This is a genomic window from Sphingomonas radiodurans (genome assembly GCF_020866845.1).
Classification (GTDB): domain Bacteria; phylum Pseudomonadota; class Alphaproteobacteria; order Sphingomonadales; family Sphingomonadaceae; genus Sphingomonas; species Sphingomonas radiodurans.
Genome location: NZ_CP086594.1, coordinates 314676 through 337757 on the forward strand (window position 1 = coordinate 314676; position 23082 = coordinate 337757).

Annotated in this window: 21 protein-coding genes; 8 read left to right on the top strand and 13 right to left on the bottom strand. The window is 67.2% G+C overall.

Going from position 1 to position 23082, the window contains the following annotated elements; all coding sequences use genetic code 11:
* Positions 1 to 108 precede the first annotated feature (108 nt).
* The 3 genes from LLW23_RS01425 to LLW23_RS01435 all read right to left on the bottom strand — a co-directional run bounded on the left by LLW23_RS01425 (position 109) and on the right by LLW23_RS01435 (position 4244).
* On the bottom strand, positions 109 to 1260 hold the full coding sequence (locus LLW23_RS01425; protein WP_228947015.1) for a patatin-like phospholipase family protein: 1152 nt from the start codon (positions 1258 to 1260) through the stop codon (positions 109 to 111).
* 66 nt (positions 1261 to 1326) lie between these two features.
* Positions 1327 to 2643 carry a TRAFs-binding domain-containing protein gene (locus LLW23_RS01430; RefSeq protein WP_228947016.1) on the bottom strand — a complete coding sequence of 439 codons (1317 nt, stop codon included), beginning with the start codon at positions 2641 to 2643 and terminating at the stop codon, positions 1327 to 1329.
* Positions 2640 to 4244, bottom strand: a complete 1605-nt coding sequence (locus tag LLW23_RS01435) for a serine protease (RefSeq protein WP_228947017.1) — start codon at positions 4242 to 4244, stop codon at positions 2640 to 2642. The genes LLW23_RS01430 and LLW23_RS01435 overlap by 4 nt, the downstream gene beginning before the upstream one ends.
* Positions 4245 to 4329: 85 nt before the next feature.
* On the opposite strand from LLW23_RS01435, the gene LLW23_RS01440 reads away from it, so the two are divergent.
* Positions 4330 to 5073, top strand: a complete 744-nt coding sequence (locus LLW23_RS01440) for a hypothetical protein (protein ID WP_228947018.1) — start codon at positions 4330 to 4332, stop codon at positions 5071 to 5073.
* 83 nt (positions 5074 to 5156) lie between these two features.
* Here the strand turns inward: LLW23_RS01440 and LLW23_RS01445 are convergent, their stop codons facing one another.
* The 7 genes from LLW23_RS01445 to LLW23_RS01475 all read right to left on the bottom strand — a co-directional run bounded on the left by LLW23_RS01445 (position 5157) and on the right by LLW23_RS01475 (position 12551).
* Complete coding sequence (locus LLW23_RS01445) at positions 5157 to 7694, bottom strand: nSTAND1 domain-containing NTPase (protein ID WP_228947019.1); 2538 nt, start codon at positions 7692 to 7694, stop codon at positions 5157 to 5159.
* Positions 7695 to 7702: 8 nt separating this feature from the next.
* Positions 7703 to 8851 (bottom strand): hypothetical protein, encoded by a 1149-nt coding sequence (locus tag LLW23_RS01450; protein ID WP_228947020.1) that lies wholly within the window; start codon positions 8849 to 8851, stop codon positions 7703 to 7705.
* Between the two features lie 550 nt (positions 8852 to 9401).
* Positions 9402 to 9749: a tetratricopeptide repeat protein gene (locus LLW23_RS01455; RefSeq protein ID WP_228947021.1), complete on the bottom strand. Its 348-nt coding sequence runs from the start codon at positions 9747 to 9749 to the stop codon at positions 9402 to 9404.
* 265 nt (positions 9750 to 10014) lie between these two features.
* Entirely contained in the window at positions 10015 to 10443 is a 429-nt protein-coding gene (locus LLW23_RS01460) for an ExbD/TolR family protein (protein ID WP_228947022.1), read from the bottom strand.
* 24 nt (positions 10444 to 10467) lie between these two features.
* Positions 10468 to 10947, bottom strand: coding sequence for an ExbD/TolR family protein (locus LLW23_RS01465; protein ID WP_228947023.1), 480 nt, complete (start codon positions 10945 to 10947; stop codon positions 10468 to 10470).
* Positions 10948 to 11030: 83 nt separating this feature from the next.
* Positions 11031 to 11843, bottom strand: a complete 813-nt coding sequence (locus LLW23_RS01470) for a MotA/TolQ/ExbB proton channel family protein (RefSeq protein WP_228947024.1) — start codon at positions 11841 to 11843, stop codon at positions 11031 to 11033.
* Between the two features lie 45 nt (positions 11844 to 11888).
* The gene (locus LLW23_RS01475) at positions 11889 to 12551 is read right to left on the bottom strand and encodes an energy transducer TonB (protein ID WP_228947025.1); all 663 of its coding nucleotides are present in this window, start codon (positions 12549 to 12551) and stop codon (positions 11889 to 11891) included.
* Positions 12552 to 12793: 242 nt separating this feature from the next.
* Between LLW23_RS01475 and LLW23_RS01480 the strand changes: the two genes are divergently transcribed.
* Complete coding sequence (locus LLW23_RS01480) at positions 12794 to 13636, top strand: hypothetical protein (protein WP_228947026.1); 843 nt, start codon at positions 12794 to 12796, stop codon at positions 13634 to 13636.
* Between the two features lie 14 nt (positions 13637 to 13650).
* Here LLW23_RS01480 and LLW23_RS01485 read toward each other — a convergent pair whose 3' ends face one another.
* On the bottom strand, positions 13651 to 14028 hold the full coding sequence (locus LLW23_RS01485) for a dihydroneopterin aldolase (protein WP_228947027.1): 378 nt from the start codon (positions 14026 to 14028) through the stop codon (positions 13651 to 13653).
* Between the two features lie 119 nt (positions 14029 to 14147).
* On the opposite strand from LLW23_RS01485, the gene LLW23_RS01490 reads away from it, so the two are divergent.
* From LLW23_RS01490 to LLW23_RS01505, 4 genes are read left to right on the top strand one after another with little or no spacing between them, the layout of a single operon-like run.
* Positions 14148 to 14648, top strand: coding sequence for a GNAT family N-acetyltransferase (locus LLW23_RS01490; RefSeq protein WP_228947028.1), 501 nt, complete (start codon positions 14148 to 14150; stop codon positions 14646 to 14648).
* Positions 14649 to 14685: 37 nt separating this feature from the next.
* Positions 14686 to 15246 carry a DUF1285 domain-containing protein gene (locus tag LLW23_RS01495; protein ID WP_228947029.1) on the top strand — a complete coding sequence of 187 codons (561 nt, stop codon included), beginning with the start codon at positions 14686 to 14688 and terminating at the stop codon, positions 15244 to 15246.
* Positions 15246 to 15845, top strand: coding sequence for a CoA pyrophosphatase (locus LLW23_RS01500; RefSeq protein ID WP_228947030.1), 600 nt, complete (start codon positions 15246 to 15248; stop codon positions 15843 to 15845). The genes LLW23_RS01495 and LLW23_RS01500 overlap by 1 nt, the downstream gene beginning before the upstream one ends.
* Complete coding sequence (locus LLW23_RS01505; protein WP_228947031.1) at positions 15833 to 17020, top strand: CCA tRNA nucleotidyltransferase; 1188 nt, start codon at positions 15833 to 15835, stop codon at positions 17018 to 17020. The genes LLW23_RS01500 and LLW23_RS01505 overlap by 13 nt, the downstream gene beginning before the upstream one ends.
* On the opposite strand, the gene LLW23_RS01510 is transcribed toward LLW23_RS01505, so the two are convergent.
* Entirely contained in the window at positions 16993 to 18681 is a 1689-nt protein-coding gene (locus LLW23_RS01510; RefSeq protein ID WP_228947032.1) for a putative bifunctional diguanylate cyclase/phosphodiesterase, read from the bottom strand. The two genes, LLW23_RS01505 and LLW23_RS01510, sit on opposite strands and share 28 nt — an antisense overlap.
* Positions 18682 to 18732: 51 nt before the next feature.
* Positions 18733 to 20988: a DNA topoisomerase IV subunit A gene (gene parC, locus LLW23_RS01515; RefSeq protein WP_228947033.1), complete on the bottom strand. Its 2256-nt coding sequence runs from the start codon at positions 20986 to 20988 to the stop codon at positions 18733 to 18735.
* 299 nt (positions 20989 to 21287) lie between these two features.
* On the opposite strand from parC, the gene LLW23_RS01520 reads away from it, so the two are divergent.
* Both LLW23_RS01520 and LLW23_RS01525 read left to right on the top strand, forming a co-directional pair.
* Positions 21288 to 22166: an alpha/beta hydrolase gene (locus tag LLW23_RS01520; protein WP_228947034.1), complete on the top strand. Its 879-nt coding sequence runs from the start codon at positions 21288 to 21290 to the stop codon at positions 22164 to 22166.
* Positions 22166 to 23014, top strand: coding sequence for a DUF4349 domain-containing protein (locus tag LLW23_RS01525; RefSeq protein WP_228947035.1), 849 nt, complete (start codon positions 22166 to 22168; stop codon positions 23012 to 23014). The genes LLW23_RS01520 and LLW23_RS01525 overlap by 1 nt, the downstream gene beginning before the upstream one ends.
* Positions 23015 to 23082 lie beyond the last annotated feature (68 nt).

Consider the following 23082-nt stretch of genomic DNA (forward strand, 5'->3'; position numbering starts at 1 on the left):
GACTCCCGTCGCTTCGTTCGAGCGACTAACTTAGGCCTATCCTAACGCCTGCAATGCAGCAATGATTAAGGGCCGAGTAAGACTAAATACTAAGCCAATACAAAAGACTCAGCCGAAGATCTCAAGCCCCAGATATTCCGGCCTAACCTTTGACGCGGCGACCGCCTGCCCCACCGCGCGCATCTCCGGGATCGCACTTACCGCGTCCATCGGCTGCACGCGCGCCGGATCGACGGTGCAGCCGATCGCTTCCAGCCCGGCGGTGGTCAGCTCGGTATTGTAGCGGACGTAGCGGAACAGCTTGCGATCGAGCGGACCCTGCGAGCCGATCAGGTCGCCGATCTCCATGTCGAGCGGATCACCCGCGCGGCAATCCCCGAAGATGCGGCACAGCGCATCCTGCTCGGTCAGCGCGGACAGCATCAGCGCGGAAGGGACGGTGCTTGCGTTGAACAACAGGTTCATGTCGTCGGGCTCGAGATTCTCGTGGGCACCGGGGCTGGTGCCGGTGCCCACCGACACGAGCAGCATCTGATCCGTCCCCGTCGCCCAGCCGCGCTTCAGCCCGGCGGGTGCATTCGCCCAGAAGCGATCGACCGTCATCATCAGGAAGAGCTGGAACGCCGGATTATTGTACATCGTCACGCCGCCATCGACGAAGACGAAGCGATTGCTGCCGACGTCGATCACTTCGGGCGGGAAATAGGTCGGCGCGGCGGTGCTGGCGCGCACCAATTGCCACAGCGGCAATTCCAGGTTGCACCCGTCCGCCTCCGCCGCGTTGAACAAGGCATAGGGATTGTTGCTGACCGGCCAAGGGCTGTCGGTCGAGGCGTTGCGCAGCACCATCATCAGCACGGTCTGCAAATCCGCCGACCCAAGCTCACGCTCACCGAACACCGCCTTCAGCTGATCGGCAAGCGGCTCGTCCTCGAACCGGTGGCGCAGCCGGCGAAACAGCTTGGCGCGCTTGAACATCGCCTCGCCACTTTCGATGTAGAAAGCCAACAACTCGCTGACGCTCATCCCCAGCGACAGCCCGGCGGCGATGATCGCCCCGGTGCTGGTGCCCGCGATCGCATCGAAAAACGACGACAGGCGATAGTCCGGATCGCCGTAATACGCGCGCAGATCCGCCTCGATCTTGGCGAGCACTTCCAGCGCCAGCACGCCGCGGATGCCGCCCCCGTCTACTGCAAGCATCTTCTTTGGGCCCGGCCGCGCGATGCGCTCGGCTAGGGGAAGGACGGGGGTGCTCATCGTGTGCGCTCCTGCCGAGTCGGTGATGCCGAATGTGCCTGGTCCGAGGTTGGCTGACGAGGGCGATCAGTGGCCAAGCGCCTGCTCCAGTTCCTCGACCCAAACGGTAGCCGCGCCGCGCCGCGCGCGCGCCTCGCCGATCAGCCGCAAGTTGCGCGCGGTGGTCTCGCGCTCCCACACTTCCCGCGTCGCAGCCAGCGCCGCCCCCAGCGCCTCCGCCGCGCCTGCCTCGTCATCGGCAAGCACCGCCAGCTCCAGCCGGGTCGCATGATCCCAATAATCGGGCTCTCCGCGCGCGATGCGCCGCTCGACCGCGTAGCGGACGACCGGCAGGATCGCAGTGCGCCGTGGATCGGGCGGATCGCGCAATTCCATCAGCGTCACTGCGTTGATGCCGGGATACGCGTCGCGCCAGTCGGTCTCGAAGCCCCGCAGATACGTCGCGATCGCCTTGTCGAGCAGCCCGCGCGCCCTGAACGTCTCGCCGGCGGTGCGCGCCGCTTCCCACTGATCCTTGTAGACGCGCCCTAACAGCCCGTTCGTCTCGCTGCTCGGCCCGCGTTGAGCGATCAGCTCGGTCAGCACGCGCTCGGCTTCCGCGCGCCGCCCCTCGCGGTTCAGCGCGAAGCCGAGCTGCTCGCGCACCAGCACCGTCTGCGCCAGCGCCGGCGTCATCTTGGAAACGAGCCGGATCATGTCTCCCTCGGCCTTCACCGCGCGGTACGACAGCAGCAGGTCGATCACCACGCTCGCCTCGCGATCGGCAAGCGGCGCCAGATCCTCCTCGATCGCGCGCACTGCCTCGACACCCGCGCCCCGCGCCTGCGCCAGCCGCTCGGCCGTGGAACGGGCCAGTTCCACGCGATCGCGGAACACGTCGGTCTTCAGCCGCTGGATATCGGGGAAACCCTCGACCAATTGGTAGATCGGACTGTCGATCTCGCCATTGCGCGCATGCTCCAGCCGCTTGGCGATCTCCGCCGCCACCGTCTCGGGCGCCGCGGCGATACCTCCGCCGGTCAGGGCATAGGGATAGGCGCGCAGCATGGCGACATCGAACGGCAGCCGCGTCTCGCCCTCAGCGAACAGCAACACGGTGCTGCCGGGGCGCACCGCATGGCGCACGCCAAGTTCATAGAACACGTTGGCATTGGCGGTCGTCAGGTCCGCCACGGCGTACTCGCACAGGATCAGCCGCTCGAACATCGGCTTGTGGATGATCCCGCCGGTCAGCTCGCCATCGGCGCGCACCGGCTCCATCCCGGCCTGCGCTATCCCGGGCGCGATCATGTCGCGATAGATCGCATCGAAATCGACCGTCCCACCGCCGGGCATCGGCTTGCGACCGAACGGCATCAGCACGAAGCACAACGGTCGCATCATCGCTTCCTTTCCTGATCCACCGCAGCGGCGATCGACGCGATCGCAATCGCCTGGTTCGCGCCGTAGCTGCCCGGCAGCCCGTTGAGCCGTGGCATACCGCTCTGGCCGCCGAAATGATGCACGCCGATCACTTGCCACTGGCCAGCGTTGAACACCGGGCTGCCCGAGCTGCCGCCCTCGGTCGGCGCGCGATAGTGGATGCGGCACACGCCGGGGATCGGCGGGCGGCCTGCATCCGGGCCTTCGTGATCAAGCAGCTCATTGTCCTGAAACGAAAAACTCAGCTCGCGCCCGCCCGGATGGCCCACGACATAGACGCGCTCGCCGGCATCCAGCGGCGGCAGCGCCGGCGCGACCGTCAGCGGATCGATCCCGTCCACCCGGTCGGCCAGCCGCAGAACCGCGATATCGTGCCGCTCCTTGGGCGAGAACCACGCGATCCCCGCCACGGCATATGCCCGGCCACCGTCCGCCGCCTCGAACAGCACCTCCGCCTCGTCAGGCCGGATGCCGGGGCGCTCGCCGTCGGGGTTCACGACATGCGCGTTGCTGACCACCAATTGCTCCGCGCGATCCCCCAGCCCGAGCACGTCGGCACTGGTGAGCCACGCCGTCCCCACCCGCTTCCCCAACCGCCGCCGCACCGAAGCGACCGCGCGCGCCGCGCTCAGCCCCGCCTGCCACCAGGCATAGGTCTGCAGCCCCTCGGTCCCAAGCACCGCCTCGAACCGCGCGCCGTCCGCGCCATGGCTCGCCCGCGCCGCGCTGTGCTGGAGCGCCGCCGCGGAGGTCTCGACCAGCCCGCCGGGCAGCGACAGCAACCGCGCACGGATCGCCTCCAGGATGCCCGCGCCCTCGGGATCCTCGTCGACGCCCCATAGCCGGTCGAACTGACGCATCGTGCTGGCGAGCTGGAACTGTGAATCGGTGCGCGCGGCATAGGTCCGCACCGCATCCGCCACCGCCGGCCAATTGCCCAGCGCAACCTCGAGCTCGGCGCGCTCGGCCCAATACCAGGGATCGCCCGGTTCCGGCTGCGCGACCAGCCGATCGCGCATCGCGCGCGCCACCGCCGTCCGGTCAAGATCGTCCACCAGCGCAATACCCAGCCGCTCCGCCCGCGCGCTGAGCGCCAGCAGGTTCACCGTCAGCCAATCGTCCTTGTCCGCTCGCACCCCCAGCGCACTGCGGTATGCCGCAAACGACCGTTGCAAAGCCTCGGCCGCCACCGCCCCGGCGGGATCGGCGGCCTCGAGGCTGATATCCTTCCAGGCACGCCCCAGCAGCCCACTCGCCTCCACCGCCTCGGGATGCGCCGCCGGCAGCCGGCCACGCAGCGCCGTCAGCACGTCGATCGCCACCGATGGTTGCCCGGTCTCGATCAGCGCCTGCGCCTGCAACCGCCGCGCGCCGTGATCGTGCGGCGCAACGCGCGCGATCTGCTCGGCCAGTGGCAGCATCGCGGCATAATCACGCGCCTCGCGCAGCCGCATCAGCTGCACCCCCGCCTCCGATCGCGCCGAACCGTCGCCGGCAGCCAGCCGTTGCCGCAGCGCTTCGGTGCGATCGATCGTTCCTTCTCCGCTCGTATCGTTAATCATATCACCCGCTCCCAGTGACGAGCGAATCATGCTATCGAGTCGCGGACGACAATGAACATTGTCGCACCACTTTGGGAGAGCAACGATGCTTGGTCCGAAGACGGATGTCGAAGATTTTGTTCTTCAACTCGACTTGCCCGATACGGGGCCACAATTTGAAGCGGTTGAGCCCGAGCGGGTCACCGGCGACCTGATCGCGGTCGGCTCCCAGCTTGCCGAATTCACCGGCACCGTCGATCCCGAATCGCGGCTCGCGGTGTCCGATGCGATGCTGCTGGCGCAGCTTGCCGCCGACAAGGCGAGCACGCCCGACGAGGCGGTCTTCACCTGGTACGACCGCTACGTCGCGACGCTCCGCTCGATCGGCTTCAGTGTGATCGACAAGGAAGAAGCGACGCAGGACATCGACGATGACAATCTCTCGCTGCACGAAGCCGCGATCCCGGTGATCGCCGCGGCGCTCGGGCCGGCGGTCGCGGCGGCCTCGCTCGTCATCAAGGCGCTCGACGGGCTGAAATCGATGAACGCCGATCAGCCGTGGATCACGCTGTTCGAGCGCAACAGCCGCCACGTCCACGGCGCCGCATTCCAGGTCAGCCGGATCGAGGGCGACGCGAACGGCAATCCGCATGTCACGCTGCTGTGTTTCGCCGTGACGGCGCAGCGCACGATCACGCAAGTGCTGTTCCTGAAATTCTCCGACGACGACGTGTCGCTGCGCCAATCCAAGCACATCCTCACCTGCAACCGCGCCAGCCTCCCGGTCGAGGCGATCGCAGGCCGGGTTAAGCCCTTCCTGGCCGACAATGTCGCTGCGCTGGAGCTGTAAGGCCCTCTCCCGTTCGTGCTGAGGAGGTGCTGACCCCGGACTTGATCCGGGGGAAGTGCCGTCTCGAAGCACCGCTGAGTTACCTACCGCCCCTCACTCGCCACCGCCGCTTCCGCCGCAGTCGGCGGCAGATACTTCGAGCGATTCCGGGTGCCGTCCGCCGGCGGCGTCAAGTCGATCCACAGCTCAACCACACCCGGCGGCGTCTTGCGTGGCTGCCCGCTCATATCCTTCTGCACCGGCGTCCGCAGGTCGAGCTTGGCGCCATTGCCGACCTGCACCACGATCGACGCGATCAGCCGAGCGCGATCGCGATCCGCGGCATGGAAGAAGCGCACCTCGCTCATCCCCGGCGAGACCGCCACGCGCTCCTCGCCAGGCACCGTAAAGCCATAGCGCTTCAACCCGTTGGCCAACAATCGAACGTGCTCACGGCTCATCGCCAGCGCCTTGGCGTCGCTCGACGACCCCCCGCCGAACTGCACGAATACGGTGCCGAGCGGGATCACCTCGCCGCGCGCCTTGGCCCAATATTGCCGCGCCGAGGCGCGCTGGAACACGGTCGGCGCGGAGACGATCTCGACGGTCGCCCCCTTGGCCAAATAGCCCAGCCCGTCCGCCATCCGATAATCGGCCCCGCTCGGCAGACCCGAACGCGCGATCGTCTCGGTGACGATCTGCACCCGGTCGCCCTGCTTCAGGCGCGACGGCAGGACGGCCGTACCATCCGCGGCCAGGACATTGGGGCGCAGGTCCGATCCCAGCCAGACGGCGAGATCCGTACCAAGCTGCACCGGCTCCGAACCGACCTTGGTCTGCGCGAGCTGACTGCGACTGTTCGTGACAGTCTCCTCCGAAAGCGTTTCGGCGAGAAGCACGCTCTTCAGCGCTGCTTTCTCTTCGGCTTTGGCGCGCAACTTTTGTCGTTCTGCGTCAGCGGAATACCCCCATGCTGCGAGCGCGAGGGAGATGACCAACAGAATCACCATGCCCGCGAGCAGCGCGAAACCCCAAATCCGTCGCTTGCGCGCCCGCTCCCGCTCGCGCCGGCTCGCCTCCATCAACGCATCGACGCCCTTCCACTCCGGCTCGTCGCCCGGCGCCACGCCGCTCTTCACGATCAGGTGCCGGTTCGCCCACGCCGCCCGCGCGCCCGCCGCGCGATACCAGATGTCGCGCTTCCCCGTCGTCGCGGGATCGAGGCACGCCTCGGGATCGTCCCGAAACGCACGCGCCTGCACCGCGAGTGAGCGCCAGACCAACCCATCCTCGAACTCGCGGTGCAGCCAGCCGCGCGGAGCGCCGGTCGCAGGATCGAGCGTCGCATCGGCGATGCGCGGCCATGCGCGCAGCAGCGCCTCATGGCTGATGTCGATGATTTGATCGTCGGGCAGCGGACTTGCGCGCTCGTCGCAGTTCGGGCGCAGGAAGGCGACGTCCTCGGCGCGGAAATCGTCCATGATCGCGCGTAACCGCGGCTGATCCGCCTCGGGCACCAAAGCGAGCAGCCGATCCATGCGCTGCGGCCGGCGGATCGCGCGGCCGGCGGGATCGATGTCGGTCAGCGCGCGAAACAATTGTTCGGCCGCCGGATCGTCAGGGTTCGCGTGGCGGCCGAGCACTTCGTCGGCATGTTCGGCAAGCAGCCGGCTCAGCCCGCGCGCATTGCCCGCGCCGATCGCCGCCTCATAGTCGGCGAGCGTCAGCGTCGTGTTGCGTTGCCACAGCCGCATCAGCGCATGCTGCACCAGCGGCAGCGGGTCGGCCTCTAGCGTCGCCTCGTTCACCAGCCGCTCGGCGAGCGCGCGATCGAGGCTGCCGTCGAACAGCTCCACCGGCTCGCGGATCGAGCGCAGCAAGTCGCCGCGCGACATGTTGGGCAGCAAATACTGCGTCTTGTTCACGACCTCCGCAAAGCCTGTGAACCGCGCGCAATCGCCCAGGAATTCAGAGCGCATGCTGAGCATCAGCCGCACTCGCGACGGCGTGGCGACGGCCGGCACGTCGGGCTGCGTGGCGGGAGCCTCCCACCACAGTGCTTCCTCCTCGCCCGTGCCGGAAATGCCGATCAGCGCCTCGACGAACAGCGCCGCTTCCTCGGCGCTGCCATCCTTGGCGAAGCGGAACAGTTCCTCGAACTGATCGACGTACAGGCACACCCGGCTCACATCGGCCGCGGCGAGCAGCGCCTCCAGCTCGGCCGAGGCGCCGCGCCCGCGGTTGAGCGCGCGATGCAGCGCGTCGACATCGGCGATGCCGCAGCCGCTCGCCAGCGCTTCGGCCATCGTGCGGAGCGGCGCGCGGCCCGGCCGCATCTCCGCCAGCTTCAAATTCTGCCGCCGCTGCCGCGCCTTGCGCCCGAGCTGCGGCAGCACGCCCGCGAAAATCAGCGACGATTTGCCGCACCCCGAGGCACCATGGACGACCACCAGCCGCTGGCGAACAAGCCGGTCGATCACCTCCTCGGTCATCACTTCGCGACCAAAGAAGATCGGCCATTCGGAAACCTTGAACGGCCTCAGCCCCGGATACGGCCGCGCCGGCATGACGAACGACGTGACGCCATCGACCGAATTCTCGGTATCGATCCCGCCGGCGAGGATGGTTTCCGCCTCCGCCATGGCGCGGCTCAGATCACCGGATCGTGCGCAGGCGGTGGCGGCGGACTTGGCGGCGGACTAGTCGCGGGCCCCTCGTCGATCCCGTATTTGTTCGCCGTGCGCCGCGCCGCATCGCCCAGCCAGCCGCGAAAGCCGTCGCCCCATTCGGGCGTGCGCGCATCGAGCCAGTCGATCCCGCGCAGCTTTGCCGCCCGCAAGAAGCGATCATTCTTCAGCCCGGTGCGATCGACCACCGCACACGGCAGGAACTTGCTGAATTTGGACTGGATGAAGTTGCGCCGGTCCCGCCCCACGACATCCAGATCGGCAGCCAGCTCATAAGCGTTGCCACCGACCAGCAGCATCGCTTCGCACTGGCTGGCGACGCGCGAAAGGCTCCGCCAGACATCGCCCTCGTCCTCGTCGGGCGCCGGACCCGTGATTGGCTGCACCTCGACATCCAGCTGCGTCAGCTCGTCCGCGGTGCGGTTCCACCAATCGGCCTCACGCTCGCGACCATGGAGGTAGACACTGCGCACGCCAGTGATGCCGGCGTCGAGCGCGCGGACCTGCTGGGCCTCTGCTTCGCGCCGCCGCGCCTCGGAGTCGAGCTCCATCAGCCGGCGATGAATCACCCCGGCGGTGTTGATCAGCTCGGCGCTGAACGCCGGGCTAGGCGCATCACCTTCGAAATCGAGGTTCATGCCCCAGGGGACGATCGATCCTTCGTCATGGAAGCGATTGCCCGGCAATTGCGTGCCACCCGGCGCGAGCGCCTCCGGCCAGACAATGTCGCCGGTATCGCCCACCCGCACCACCGAGATCCGCCGCTCGACCCCGCCGAGCTTCGTCGGCAGGCCCGCCAGCCACCCGTTCAGCTCGTGCGCGCACCATTTCGATCCGAGATACGGCCGCGACACATGGACCTGAAGCATGGCCGAGTGCGCCAGATCCTGCGCGAACTGCGTCTCGAGCGACGCCAGCGCATCGAGCGATTCGTTGAGCCGCTCGCCCTCGTCGAAGAAGATGCGCGCTGGCCGCCCGAGATAAAGGCTGAGGTTGACCTCAAGCAGATCGCGGAACTGCTTCGACCAGCGCTTGAGCGGCCCGTGGCCGTTCGGCAACCGCGGCCCGTGCGCGTAGCTGATGAAGAGATCGTAGCGGAACGGATCGCTCACCCACGCCCCCTGCCCATCGCCGCCATGCACCTTGCAGGTCCGCGCTTTCGGAAGCGAGAGTATCTGCTTCCTATCGCAAGAACAATGTGCCGCTTCGACTTTATCGGCGGGCCAACACTGATCGCACCATTACCAAAGACGATGTTTGATCCGATGCGGTGCTGAAGATCAGTCGCTCAATGGCCGTCTCCACTTGGTTTCCGCCGGGATAACCTTGTTCGGCCGTGACTTGCCTCGCGGATGCACCGCTTCCCGCCAACCGCGCGCTTGCGTACACGCAAACATCTTCAGCTGAATATGGTCAAGGCCGTGCGACCGCGCGCGTGATCATCGATGCCTGGCTAAGCCCATTGCAACACGACCAAGAGGATCATGCTCGCCCCGCCTGTCGCTACTGTGACGCTGAGCCGCACATGGGAGGCGGCAGACCGCGCGCAAAATCTCGTAATGTCTGGCCCGATTGCTAAAACGCCAAGTCTACCTTCGGCCCCGCCGCAGCGACGCCCGCATGAAGCGAGGCGTCGCCGTTGGAGTGTCCGGCTAGCGTCGCTCAGCGCGTAGCCAGCGCCGTGCCACCAAGCCGGTCGAGGCCGCGTTGCGCGACCGTGCGCGACGATGCGACCATGTCGTTCGGCATCGCCAGTTCGACATCCTCCGCCACCAGGGCTGCGCGATACAGCGACGCTGCCTCCGTCACGCGTCCGGTGCGGGCGTACACCGTGGCGAGGTTGATCATGAGTTCAGGGCGGCTGGGAAAGATGCGGCGCTCTGCGACCAACTTCTCTTCGGCCGCGCGGTAATCGCCCGCCACGATCGCCTGATAGCCAGTCCGGTCGCTTGCCATTGCCGGGGTGCTCAGGGCTGCGGCGGACAGGGCAAAGATGATCAGCTTGCGCATGTCGTGTCTCCTCTCGTTACAAGTGCGCTACAATAGCGTTTCACTTTCGTGACATATTGATGTCACTTCGGAGACAGGGGCACAAGAACATAAATCGCGCTGTCGGCACTATTTTCGGCGGCCTATGCAATGCCGTCCGAGATCGCAGCGCTAGCGTGTCGTACCACGCAAAAGCTCAAGCGATCGTCGCTGGCCCGATCCACTGCAGGCACAAAAAAAGGGCGGCCCCGGCGGGACCGCCCTTCGTTAGCCGTCGTTCGCGCGATCAGAAGTCGCGATAGAACTGCTCGTTGCCGATGAAACCAAGCTTCGAGATGTTCGACCGCTTGATGATCGCCAGAGTCTGATCAACCACGTCATACCGCACCTGCGGATCGGGCTGGAAGTGCAGCTCCGGCTCCGGGTTCATCGCCGCCGACACGTCGAGATACTGGCGCAGCCGCACCGCATCGACCGGCGCGCCGTTCCACGTCACCGTACCATCGACCGTGATCGCGATCTTGTTCTTGTCCGGCTCGACCGGCGGCGGATTGTTCGTCGCCGAATTCTGCGGAAGATCGACCTTCACCGCGTGCGTCTGGATCGGAATCGTGATGATGAACATGATGATGAGAACGAGCAGAACGTCGATCAACGGCGTCATGTTCAAATCCATCATCGGCTCGCCATCGTCGCTGCCGCCACTCATTGCCATATCGAATACTCCTGGTGGCTATGCTCAGATACGCTGGACGTTTTCGCCCGGCGGTGGTTCGGAAATGAACCCGACCTTCGCGAAACCAGCCATCTGCATGTTGTAGATCGCGCCAGCCACGCATTTCCACGGCACGCTCACGTCCGCGCGGACATGGACTTCGGGAAGTTCGAGGCCGGGTGCATCAACGCCGCCCTGCCGTGCAATCTCGAGCTTCAGCTTCGACACCGCGCGATCGAGCAGCTCTGGCTGCGTGACCTTCGTCATCCCCCAGAACACCGAACACTGGCCGTCCGTGGACGTAACCGACAGCGAAACGTTCTCGGGCTTGGTGGTCGTCGGATCGAAGCGCACCTTGGGAAGCTGCACCTCGACGGTCTGAAGCACGACCGGCACCGCAATCAGGAAGATGATCAGCAACACCAGCATGACGTCAACGAGCGGCGTCGCGTTGATCTCTGACAACGGCTTCTCTGTGGAATCTCCACCGACATTCATCGCCATGCGCGATTGATCCTATTCGTTGGGCGCTCACCCGAACAACGGGTGGGCGGGATCGGGGCCGCCGCTGGCGACCCCGACGTCATTCAGGTGCGCGGAGCCGTCTGCACGCCACCGACCTGACCGGCCGTCGTGGTGTTCACCGCAGGCTTCGCGACGACTGCCGGAGCAGGCTTGGCAGCGCCAGCGGCGACCGGGCGAACCGCGCCGTTCGATGCGAGGTAGCCGAGCACGTCGTTCGAGAACGACGACAGATCCTCCGCGATGCTCTTGTTGCGGCGCTGCAGCCAGTTGTAGCCGAGCACGGCGGGAACCGCGACGACCAGGCCGAGTGCGGTCATGATCAGCGCCTCGCCGACCGGGCCGGCAACCGCGTCGATCGACGCCTGGCCCGATGCACCGATCTTCACCAGTGCGCGGTAGATGCCGACCACCGTGCCGAACAGGCCGATAAACGGTGCGGTCGCGCCGACCGTCGCAAGGAAGGCGAGACCGCCACCCAGCTTCGAGTTGATCGCCGCTTCCGAACGACCCAGCGAGCCGTGCAGCCAGTCATGCGCCTCGACCGGGTCGGTCAGCTTGGTGTGCTGCTCCTGCGCCGCGAGACCGTCGTCAACGATCTGCTTGTAGGCCGAATTCTGCTCGAGCTTGGCCGAACCTTCCTTCAGCGAATTCGCGTTCCAGAAGCCAGCGCGCATGCGCTTGTACTGATTCATGATCTTCTGCTGCTCAAACAGCTTGGTGAACATGATGTAGAACGAGACGACCGAGAACAGCACCAGGATGCCGAACACGGACTGGGCGATGATGCCGCCCTGCTCCAGCGCGGCGCTGAGGCCGTAGGGGTTCTCCGCCGGGGCTGCCGGCGCCGCGGCTGCGGCGAGGATGTTGATGATCATTCGAATGGTATCCCTCTGAAAAGCGCAATGTCTGGCAAGTGAAGATTATTCACGCGGCAACCGCCACACGACACGCCGTGTCTGGGTTGTCGCGATCGGATTGCCTGCAGCATCCGTCGCCGGCGAATACCGCCCGCGGCGAACAAGTGCGCGACACGCCGCCTGATCGAGTGCGGGCGATCCGCTCGACGCCGTGACGACGCAATTCTCGACACGACCCTGACCGTTGATCGTCCACTTGATCGCGGTCGTGCCTTCTTCCTCGGCACGGATCGAGCTCGGCGGATAATCGTCGTTCGTGATCCACTGCGCCGGATCACCCTTCGCACCGGCTGCCTTGCTGACCACTGGCGGTGCCGGGGGAGCGGGCGGCGGCGCTGGTGGCGCGACTGGCGTCGGTACGAATACCGGCGGTGGCGTCGGCACCGTGGTGATTGTCACCGGCGGCGACGGCGTCATCACGATAGGCGGCGGCGCCACGACGGGCGGCGGCGTCATCGGAATGTCCGGCGGCGGGGGTGGCGGCTCGTCCGGCGGCGGGGGCGGTGGCTCCTCGACGTCGAACGTATTCAGCTTCTCCGACACCTTCTTCACGTATTGGAACGCGAGGCCGGTGACGAAGGCGTAGCCGAGAGCAGCATGTATCAGCGCGACGATGACGATCGCGCCGATCTTGCTCCCGCTCATCTTCTGGTCAGAGTAGGCCATTCAGCAAACGCACTCCCTAATCCCTAATGCCCGCGAGGGGCTGATCGGCCTGCCGCAGCCTCCGAGAGGCGGTGGGGGCATGCCGGTCCACCCGCAAGGGCTAAACGACACCCCTGCGGTGTGCGAGTCCTAACTTGCGCCTTAACGACACGCAAACGCTTTGTCGGACGCAACAAACGTACAATCGTCATGCGGCAGATTTATTTCTGTATCGTGCGAAGGGTATCGATTAACCGTAGGGCATGGCCTTCAAAACGATTTGTACGACCGCCTTCGCGCTTGCAATGCTCGCGCCGCTCGGTGTTGCGGCGCAGCAGCGCCCGCCCGCGGGGCTCGCGGCACCCGCCGCGCTGCCGTCCTATGCTGATATCGCGGATCTGGTGATCGCCAGCCCGGTGATCGTCGATGCCGCCATCCGCTCGGCCGCACGCATCAAGGGCGCCGAGGCCGCTACGGTGCCGCCCGGATCGACGCGTTACTATGTCGAGGCCGATGTCACCGCGCTGATCCGCGGCCCCGGCGCGATCCCACCGCGCGTCGGCTATCTGCTTGACGTGGCGGACGGGTTCAACGGCCGCCAGCCCAAGTTGAAGAAGCTGCGCGTGCTGCTCTTCGCCCGGCCGGTGGCGGGCAGTGCCAGCCAGCTTCAGCTCGTCACGCCCAGCGCGCAACGGCCATGGACGCCCGATACCGACGCACTCGCGCGCCGCATCGCGGGCGAGGTGATCGCAAGCGGCGCGCCGCCGGTGATCACCGGGCTCGGCAGCGCCTTCCACGTCCCCGGCTCGCTCCCCGGCGAGGGCGAGACGCAAGTGTTCCTCACCACGCGTGACAGTCGCCCGGTTTCGCTCTCCATCCTGCGTCGCCCTGGCGAAGAGCCGCGCTGGGCCGTCGCGCTGTCCGAGATCGTCGACGATTCCGCCGGCCCGCCGCAGCGCGATACCTTGTTATGGTATCGCCTCGCCTGCGGCCTCCCGCCTGCTCTGCCTGCTCGCAGCACCCAATCGCTCGAACCCGCCGACGCCGCCGTCGCGCAGGAAGATTATCGCTTCGTGATCGAACAACTCGGGCCGTGCCGCGGCTGAGGCGACCCGGCTGATCAGCCCGCGCGGCGGTGCCGCACCAGTGTCACGCCGATCGCTTCTCCCGCCTCGGCGATCGCGAGCTTCACGATCTTCACTTTCACGCGCTGCACACGGCGATCCTGCAGGAACAGCGTCTCGGCGATATGATCCGCCACGCCCTCGATCAGCGTGAAGTGCACGCCCGGCGGCAGCGCCGCCGTGGCGGCATGTTTCAGGTCAAGATAATTCTTCGATGCCGACAGCGGCGTATCGGGCGCATAGCGGCTTGGCGCCTCCAGCAGCACGGTCAGCGAAATCCGCAATGGCTGCGGCAGGTGCGTCTCTTCCGAATAGACGCCGGTCAACACCGGCACCTCCAGATCGTGCACTTCGAGTTCTAACGTATCTTCCACGATCGCGCGCTTAGCGACACTTGATCGCTTGCGCCATTCCACTTGCGTTACGGCCGTCACTCGCTAGAGCGCGCCTCCCTCGTGTCGCGTGCAACGGTGGCGGGGCTGGAGGTAGAGCGATGATCGAGCTCGTCGGGCTGGAAACGGTGGAAGCGAATAGCGTCGAGCGCTTGCTCGATCGCGCGTTCGGACCCGACCGCCACGGGCGCACCGCCTATCGCCTGCGTGCCGGCGTCGCAGCGCTGCCCGGCCCGAGCCTCGCGGCGTGCGACGAGGGCGCGCTGGTCGGCTCGATCCAATTGTGGCCGGTGCAGTTCACCGGTGATGACGGCCGCCGCGTACCCCTCATCCTGGTCGGCCCGGTCGCGGTCGCGCCCGATCGCCAGCGCGACGGGATCGGGCGGATGCTGGTCGCGGCGGCGCTTGCCCGCGTGCCGAACGAGCCACTGATGCTGATCGGCGATCCCGAATATTACGGCCGCTTCTTCGGCTTTTCCGCCGAACACACCGCCGGCTGGCGGCTGCCCGGCCCGGTCGAACAGCATCGCCTGCTCGCGCGCGGCGATGCCGTGCCGACAGGCCCGGGATCGGTCGGGCCGCGCATCGCGGCGCTCGCCTGACCTTTACCGGGGCGCCCGCCGTCCCTACGTCCCAAGCATGCCCATGGCGCCGCCCCCCGATTTCGATACGCTGACGATCGCCGATATCGCGCGTCTCACCGAGACAGACCGCCTGCCCCCGGTGGAGCGTTGGCACCCGACGCATTGCGGCGACAGCGATATGCGCATCGCGCGCGACGGCACCTGGTATCACCAGGGCAGCCCGATCGGCCGCCCGGCGATGGTCCGCGCCTTCAGCCGCATCCTGCGGCGCGAGCCCGACGGCGGCTATGTGCTGGTAACGCCCGGCGAAAAGCTCGACATTGCGGTTGAGGATGCGCCTTTCGTCGCGGTCGAGCTGAAGGTCGAGGGTGAGGGCCGCGACGCGCAGCTCGCCTTCCGGCTCAACACCGGCGAGATCGTCACCGCCTCCGCCGAACACCCGCTGCGATTCACCGAGCACGCCGATGGCCCACGTCCCTACGTCCATGTCCGCGGTGGCCTCGACGCGCTGATCGCTCGCTCGATCTATTACGAACTCGCCGAACGCGCACTTGCCGCCGACGAAGAGCCCGCGGGCGTTTGGAGCGCGGGCGCCTTCTTCCCGATCGCCCCCTGATGACGCTGGTCGACCGCCTCGGCCGCGCCTTGGCCGAGGGAATGGCGCAGCACACGATCATGCTGACCGGCGATCACGTCGATCTCGCGCTGGCCGCGGAGGATAGCCTCACCCCGGCCGCCGTGCTCGTCCCCATCACCGATCGGCCACGACCGGGCGTGATCCTGACGCAGCGCACCGAGACGATGCGCCGCCACGCCGGTCAGGTTGCCTTCCCCGGCGGGCGGCTCGATCCGGGCGAGGACGCAATCACCGCCGCGCTGCGCGAGGCCGACGAGGAAATCGCGCTCCCGCCCTCGGCGGTCACTGTCGTCGGTGAGGCGGATCGGTATCGCACCGTCACCGGCTACGTCGTCACCCCCGTCGTCGGCGTGGTGCCCCCCGATCTGCTGCTGCGTCCCTCCGAGGCCGAAGTCGCCAGCGTCTTCGAAGTACCGCTCGATTTCCTACTCGATCACGCGCGCCATGTCGAAGCGCGTACGCAGTGGCAGGGGCAGGAACGGCGCTATTACGAGATCCTGTGGGAAGACCGCCGCATCTGGGGCGCGACCGCGGCGATGATCGTCAACCTCGCACGGCGGCTGCGATGGACCGGGTAACGCTGCCCGACGCTGCGTGGCGGCACCGCCCCGGGCTCGATCGACTGGCAGACGCACTCGGCGCGGCCGATGGCGGCGCACGCTGGGTCGGCGGCGCGGTGCGCGATACGCTGCTCGGGCTCGACGTCGCCGACATCGATCTGGCCACGCCGCACGCGCCCGACGAGGTCGTCGCCCGGCTGACCGCGGCGGGGATCAAGGCGATCCCCACCGGTATCGCGCACGGCACCGTCACTGCCGTATCCGCCGGCACCGTCGTCGAGGTAACCACGCTGCGCCGTGACGTCGCCACCGACGGCCGCCACGCCGTCGTAGCCTTCACCGACGATTGGGAGGCCGACGCCGCGCGGCGCGATTTCACGATGAACGCGCTGTACGCCGATCCGCTCACCGGCGAAGTGTTTGACTGGTTTGACGGCCACGCCGATCTCCTTGCGCGCCGCGTGCGCTTCATCGGCGATCCCTGCCGCCGGATCGCCGAGGATCATTTGCGCATCCTCCGCTTCTTCCGCTTCCACGCGCGCTTCGGTGACCAGATTGACGCGGCCGGGCTCGACGCCTGCACCGATCGCGCGAACGACCTGATGGCGTTATCGCGCGAGCGGATCGCGGCGGAATTGCTGAAGCTCCTCGTCGCCCCCGCCGCGGTGCCGGTGGTAGAGCTGATGGTCTCGCGCGGCATCTTCCGCCCGGTCCTGCCCGAAATTACCGACGTGCCCGCGCTCGAGGCGCTCGCCACGGCAGAGGCAGCGAACGGCATCGCGCCCGACGCAATCCGCCGGCTCGCCGCGCTCATCTCGCCTGAGGCCGCGGACGACGTTGGGGCACGACTTCGACTGTCCAAGGCCGATCGCAAGCGCCTCGTCGCCGCCTCCGCCGGGCCGGGCAGCGAAGGCCCGCGCGGCCTCGCCTTCCGCGTCGGGCACGAAATCGCGGTCGATCGGCTTTTGCTTGCCGGCGCCCCGGTCGACGCGCTGTCAGATTGGACCGCCCCGCGGCTACCGGTCAGCGGTGGCGACATCGTCGCGCGCGGCGTCGCCCGCGGCCCGGACGTCGCCCACATCCTGCATGCCCTCGAAGACCAGTGGATCGCCGAAGGCTTCCCCGACCGCACCCGCGTCGCCGCTTTGGCCGACGCGGCAGTCGCTCAGCTGTTGGACGCCAGCAGCAACTGAAACGCATCCTCGGCAGGCAGCGGCCACGAATAGGCATACCCCTGCCCATAAGTGCATCCCAGCGCGGCAAGCGTTTGCCCGACGTCGTTCGACTCTATCCCTTCCGCCACCGTCTCCTTGCCCAGCGCCGTCGCCAGGCTCAGGATCGCGCGCACGATCGCCACCTTGTCGCGATCGGCCAGCATCCCCGTCACGAAGCTGCGGTCGATCTTGAGGATGTCGATCGGCAGCCGCTGGAGATAGGCGAGGTTCGAATAGCCAGTGCCGAAATCGTCCATCGCGATCGTCGCGCCAGTCGCCTTCAACGCGCGCAGCACCTCGGCATTGCCGTCCGGATCGGCGATCAGCGCACTTTCGGTCAGCTCCAGCTTCAGCCGGCTGCCGCTCAGCCCATGCGCCGCCAGCGCATCCGCCACCAGCGGCGCGATCGTGTCGCGCTGCAGCTGGATCGGTGATAGGTTGACCGTGACCGCGACGCCGCAATCGCCATCCACCCGCGCATCCCACGACGCGAGCGTGCGCAGCGCCTCGTTGATCGCCCATCGCCCGAGCGGCACGATCAGCCCCGATTCCTCTGCCACGGGAATGAACGCGCTCGGCGGAATATCGACGCCATCCTCCCCGACCCACCGCGCAAGCGATTCGAACGCGACGATCCGCCCGGTCGAAAGGTCGCAGATCGGCTGGTAATGCAGCGCCAGCTTGCGCGCCTCGATTGCGCGCCGCAACGCGGTCTCCATCGCGAACTGCTCGCGCGCCCGGTCGAGCGCACGCGTCTGATACGCTTCGGCCTGCCCCGTTTCCTTGGAGCGGCGCACGGCGAACTGCGCATGGCGGATCACGTCCTCCGCATCGCCGATCGCATCCGCGCCGAACGCGATGCCGATCGAGCAAGTGACGCGGATCTCCAGCTCGCTCAGCCGGAACGGCGTCGACAGGATCGTGCGGATGCGGCCCGCGACCCGGTCGGTCTCGGTGCGATCCTTGTCGAGCGCCAACAGGATGCCGAATTCGTCACCGCCGATCCGCCCGAGCACGTCGCTCGCCCGCAACACGCCCTTGATGCGCCGCGCCACGGTGATTAGCATCTCGTCGCCGGCCATGCCGCCCAGGCACGAGTTGACCCGCCCGAAGCGATCGAGATCGACCACCATCACGGCATAATCGGTGCTGCCGATCGCCATCATCGCTTCCAGCCGATCGCCGAAGCCGGCGCGGTTGGGCAGACCGGTGAGGCTATCGGTCGTCATCTCGCGCCGTAGATTGACCTCGGTGCGGATCTCGCCGGTCTGGTCGATCAGCGTGACGAGGCAGCAGCGCCGCGGATCCTTGATGTCCATCCGCGCTAGCGTCACGTCGAAATGGCGCTGCTCGACGGCATTGCCCGTTCGCCAGGGCAAATGCTCGCGCTTGGCGGTACCGTGCAGAAACGCAGCGATGCGCCCGCCCAGATCGGTCGCCAGCGTTGACGTCGCCGGATCTACACCGAGCCCCAGCTGCCGGAACACCTCGTTGGGCTGCTCGAAAGTGACGCGGCCATCCTCCACCGCCGCCACCACCGCGGCGATCGGCAGCAGGTCAAGCGCACCAGCAGTCGCCGCCCGCCCGCGGGGCGCGACGTTCGTGTCCTTGGAGAGCCTCGACGCCACGGTGAAACGCATATGAGTGGCGCTAAGCTAACCCAGTTAAGTTTCACTAAAGCAGATTGAAACTCAAATGAAGCGATTGTCGCGCGGGAACCCCGTCGGCGGCATTCGCCCAGCGGCGCCGCGCGCCGCGCGCCACGGCGACAGATCGGTCTCGGTCCGCGTCCGCCCCGTGCCGCCACCCATCGGCCAGCTCAGGCCATCGACGAAGCGGAAGGTGATCGCATCGCTCAAGCCACCGTCGCGATAGCGCTGCAACTGCGCGCCCTGCCCGCGGCTCAGCTCGGGCAGCTCCGCCAGTGGGAACACGAGCATCTTGCGATTGTCACCCACCGCCGCGACATAATCATGGTCGGGCGATACCGGCCGCACCACCGCCAGCTTCGCGCCGGTGCGCGGCGTCATCACCGTCTTGCCCTTGCGCGTTTCCGCCAGCACGTCGCCGACCGGCACGATAAATCCCCGCCCGTCGTTCGCCACTACCAACAGCTTGCCGTCACGCGTCGCCCGCGACAGGCTAACGATACCGATCGCACCATCGAGATCGATCGTCGCACGCACCGGCTCGCCGAAGCCGCGCCCGCCCGGCAACTTATCCGCCGCCAGCGTGAAGAACCGCCCGTTCTCCGCGGCGAGCAGCAACTTGTCAGTGGTCTGCGCATGGAAGGCGAACGCCGGCCCGTCGCCCTCCTTGAACTTCATCGTCTCCGCCGACGCGAGCTCGGCGTGGCCGCGCAACGCGCGGATCCAGCCGCGCTGCGACAGGATCACCGTGATCGGCTCGCGCTCGATCATCGCCTCGAGCGGGATGTCGCGCGCCGGCGCGGCTTCCTCGATCAGGGTCCGCCGCTTGCCCAGCGGCGTTTCCGGACCATAGCGGTCGCGGATCTTCTCCATGTCCCTCTTCAGCCGCGTGCGCTGCCGCTGGTCCGAGCCAAGCAGCAGCTGAAGGCTCGCCTGCTCCTTCTCCAGCTTGGCCTGCTCGCCCTTGAGCTCCATTTCCTCCAGCCGCCGCAACGATCGCAGCCGCATGTTCAGGATCGCTTCGGCCTGCCGGTCGGTCAGCCCGAACTCGTCCATCATGATCGGCTTGGGCTCGTCCTCGGTGCGGATGATCTCGATCACCCGATCGAGATTGAGGAACGCGGTGATATAGCCCGCGACCAGCTCGAGCCGGTCGGCGATCTTGGCCAGCCGATGCTCGGTCCGCCGCCGCAGCACGACGAACTGATGCTCGACCCACGCCGCAAGCGCCTCGGCGAGGCTCATCACCCGCGGCGTGCGCCGTGCATCGAGAACGTTGAGGTTGAGCGGAATCCGCGTCTCGAGGTCTGACAGCCGATACAGCCCGTCCATCAACACCGACGGATCGACCGTGCGGCTGCGCGGTTCGAGCACCAGCCGGATCTCGGCATCCGATTCATCGCGCACATCGGCCAGGATCGGCAGCTTCTTGTCGTTCACGAGCCCCGCGATCTGCTCGATCAGCTTGCCCTTCTGCACGCCATACGGAATCTCCGTGACGACGATTTGCCAGCCCCCGCCCTTCTCCTTCTCGATCTCCCAGCGGCATCGCACGCGGAAACCGCCACGCCCGGTGGCATAGGCCTCGCGGATCAGCGCCGGCGGATCGATGACGATCCCGCCCGTTGGAAAGTCCGGCCCCTGCACGAATGCCAGCGGGTCCGCCGCCGGATCCTCGACCAGTGCGATCGCCGCATCGAGCAGCTCGGCGGCGTTGTGCGGCGGGATCGACGTCGCCATGCCCACCGCAATGCCGCTCGCGCCATTCGCCAGCAGGTTTGGGAACAGCCCGGGGAACAGCTCGGGCTCCTGCTCCTCGCCATTGTACGTCGGGCGGAAGCTGACGGCGTCCTCGTCGAGCCCGTCCATGAGGTCGATCGCGACCTGCGTCAGCCGCGCCTCGGTGTAACGATACGCCGCGGCATTATCGCCATCGATGTTGCCGAAATTGCCCTGCCCGTCGACCAGTGGGTACCGCAGCGCAAAACTCTGCGCGAGCCGCACCATCGCATCATAAACCGATTGGTCGCCGTGCGGATGGTATTTGCCGATGACATCACCGACGACACGCGCGCACTTCTTGTAGCCCTGCGACGGGTCGAGCCGCAGCAGCCGCATCGCCCACAGCAAGCGGCGATGCACCGGCTTCAGCCCATCGCGCACATCGGGCAACGACCGCGCGGTGATCGTCGACAGCGCATAGACGAGATAGCGTTCGGACAACGCCGAATCGAACGGCGCGTCGAGAATGCCGACGGGCGGATTGTCGGGGGGCAGCACAGGCGCGTCGGTCGGCATGTCCGCCTGCTAGCAGGGCGGCGCGCCGTTCCACAACCGTTCCGCCAATCTGTCCTACACCCGCCCGACCTGCCACACTCGCCCGCATGACCTCGATCACCTCCCCCTGCCCCGTCATCCCGGCCTCAAGCCGGGATCCCGCTTCTTCTTCTCGCACGCGCGGCGGCCACAGTCCGTCCCCCGTGAAAAACGCGCTACCGCCTCAACTTCCTCAACATTCGATTGCAAGAACCGCAATCCACTGGAGCGCTACTCTACTTGCATCGGCCGTCCTGACGGCGTCATGCTCACCCGTAACCATGACAGCCAGCACTCCGCCAGCCACGACTTTCCAGCCACTTACCTGGAAAGACCTCACATCCCGTCCGCGCGAGAGAGCCGATGCGACGATCGCCTACGGCCCGGATCACCTCCAGAAGGTCGATCTATGGCGCCCCGCCGGCCCGGGCCCTCACCCCGTCGTGCTGATGGTCCACGGCGGCTGCTGGCAAACGAAAATCGCCGACCGCACCCTGATGGACTGGATCGCCGCCGACCTGCGGCGCGACGGCATCGCGGTGTGGAACATCGACTATCGCGGGGTCGATCGCACCGGCGGCGGCTATCCCGGCACCTTCACAGATGCTGCGAGAGCTACCGACGAACTCACTGCGAATGCAGCGAAATATAATCTGGACGTGCGCAATGTGGTAGCGGTCGGCCACTCCGCCGGCGGGCACCTCGCCCTATGGCTGGCGGCCCGCGCCAAACTGCCCGCGGACAGCCCGCTGCGCACCGCCAACCCGTTGAAGATCGCGCACGCCGTCAGCCTCGGCGGCCTCCCCGACCTCGAAGCCACCGCCGCCAGCCCCGACAACGGCTGCGGCACCGGTGTCGTCAAGCAGCTCGTCGGCACCACTCGCACCGATCCCTACGCCGACACGTCGGTCCCCCGCCTCCTCCCGCTCGGCGTCCCCCAGACACTCGTCAACGGCCGCGAAGACAAGATCATCCCCTATAGCATGGCCACCGACTACGTCGCTCGCGCCCGCCGGGCTGGCGACCGCGCCACCCTCGTCACCGTTCCCGCGACTGGCCACGTCGAACTGGTCGCGCCCGACAGCGCGGCATGGGCGGAAACGAAGCGGATCGTCCACGCGGCGCTGCGGCTCGGTGCTGCTCCGCAAGGAAAACGCTGATGAACAAGATGCTTGTCGTCGTCTTCTTACTCGCCGCCTCATGTTCGAGGCCGGCGAACGAGCAGGCAAGCGTCAGCTATGACATCCCTGCCGAAGCCCCGGCGCCCGAGCGAGCGGCGCAAAGCGACGCGCCGCAAATCGCCTACAGCTACGACATCGGATATCGCCTTGCCGCCGCTCAGATCGCCCCGGTGCAGGCCCGCCAGGCCCAGCTATGCCGCTCGCTCGGACCAAACCGTTGCCTGGTGCTCGAAAGCAGCATCGATAGTTCGGACCGCGCCGACGCGTCCGCGAAGACATCGCTGGTCGTCGATGCACGGATCGCGCCCGCCTTCGGCAGCCGGCTCGATGCGTTGGTCAGCAGCGCCGGCGGTTCGGTCGGCAATCGCCGCACCGCGGCGGAGGACGTCACTAAGCAAGTGATCGACACCGACGCCCGCGTCCGCGCCAAGGAGGCGCTTGCCGATCGCCTGCTCGGCCTGATCCGCACCGCGAACGGCCGGGTCGGCGATCTCGTCGCTGCCGAAAAGGCCTATGCCGATACGCAGGAGGATCTCGCCGCTGCCCGCAGCCTGCAGGCCTCGCTTCGCCAGCGCGTCGCCATGTCGCGGTTCGACCTCGATTACACGTCGGCCGAATCGACCGGGCCCCTCACCCCGCTGCGCCAGGCGGTCACCTCCGCCGGAGAGACGATCGGCTGGAGCCTCGGCGCGCTCGTCACCGTCGCGCTGGCAGCCCTGCCCTGGGTGCTGGCGGTGACAGGGCTGGCGTGGCTCGCACGTCGCCTCGGCTGGCGCGGCCCGATTGCTCGGTGGCGCGCACGCAGCGCGCGCGGGCCCGCCGCGTGATTGCGCAGCCCGCCCCCGTCCCCTATATCCCTCGGCATTCCCGCCCCGGATGCGCGGCCATCGTCGCG

Excerpts from the sequence above, each read along its gene's own strand:
- LLW23_RS01455 (WP_228947021.1), bottom strand. The coding sequence starts at position 9,749 with ATGCGCAAGCTGATCATCTTTGCCCTGTCCGCCGCAGCCCTGAGCACC.
- LLW23_RS01460 (WP_228947022.1), bottom strand. The coding sequence starts at position 10,443 with ATGGCAATGAGTGGCGGCAGCGACGATGGCGAGCCGATGATGGATTTG.
- LLW23_RS01505 (WP_228947031.1), top strand. The coding sequence starts at position 15,833 with ATGGACCGGGTAACGCTGCCCGACGCTGCGTGGCGGCACCGCCCCGGG.
- LLW23_RS01470 (WP_228947024.1), bottom strand. The coding sequence starts at position 11,843 with ATGATCATCAACATCCTCGCCGCAGCCGCGGCGCCGGCAGCCCCGGCG.
- LLW23_RS01490 (WP_228947028.1), top strand. The coding sequence starts at position 14,148 with ATGATCGAGCTCGTCGGGCTGGAAACGGTGGAAGCGAATAGCGTCGAG.
- LLW23_RS01425 (WP_228947015.1), bottom strand. The coding sequence starts at position 1,260 with ATGAGCACCCCCGTCCTTCCCCTAGCCGAGCGCATCGCGCGGCCGGGC.
- LLW23_RS01500 (WP_228947030.1), top strand. The coding sequence starts at position 15,246 with ATGACGCTGGTCGACCGCCTCGGCCGCGCCTTGGCCGAGGGAATGGCG.
- LLW23_RS01430 (WP_228947016.1), bottom strand. The coding sequence starts at position 2,643 with ATGATGCGACCGTTGTGCTTCGTGCTGATGCCGTTCGGTCGCAAGCCG.
- LLW23_RS01445 (WP_228947019.1), bottom strand. The coding sequence starts at position 7,694 with ATGGCGGAGGCGGAAACCATCCTCGCCGGCGGGATCGATACCGAGAAT.
- parC (WP_228947033.1), bottom strand. The coding sequence starts at position 20,988 with ATGCCGACCGACGCGCCTGTGCTGCCCCCCGACAATCCGCCCGTCGGC.
- LLW23_RS01480 (WP_228947026.1), top strand. The coding sequence starts at position 12,794 with ATGGCCTTCAAAACGATTTGTACGACCGCCTTCGCGCTTGCAATGCTC.
- LLW23_RS01440 (WP_228947018.1), top strand. The coding sequence starts at position 4,330 with ATGCTTGGTCCGAAGACGGATGTCGAAGATTTTGTTCTTCAACTCGAC.
- LLW23_RS01475 (WP_228947025.1), bottom strand. The coding sequence starts at position 12,551 with ATGGCCTACTCTGACCAGAAGATGAGCGGGAGCAAGATCGGCGCGATC.
- LLW23_RS01520 (WP_228947034.1), top strand. The coding sequence starts at position 21,288 with ATGACAGCCAGCACTCCGCCAGCCACGACTTTCCAGCCACTTACCTGG.
- LLW23_RS01495 (WP_228947029.1), top strand. The coding sequence starts at position 14,686 with ATGCCCATGGCGCCGCCCCCCGATTTCGATACGCTGACGATCGCCGAT.
- LLW23_RS01435 (WP_228947017.1), bottom strand. The coding sequence starts at position 4,244 with ATGATTAACGATACGAGCGGAGAAGGAACGATCGATCGCACCGAAGCG.
- LLW23_RS01525 (WP_228947035.1), top strand. The coding sequence starts at position 22,166 with ATGAACAAGATGCTTGTCGTCGTCTTCTTACTCGCCGCCTCATGTTCG.
- LLW23_RS01465 (WP_228947023.1), bottom strand. The coding sequence starts at position 10,947 with ATGGCGATGAATGTCGGTGGAGATTCCACAGAGAAGCCGTTGTCAGAG.
- LLW23_RS01510 (WP_228947032.1), bottom strand. The coding sequence starts at position 18,681 with ATGCGTTTCACCGTGGCGTCGAGGCTCTCCAAGGACACGAACGTCGCG.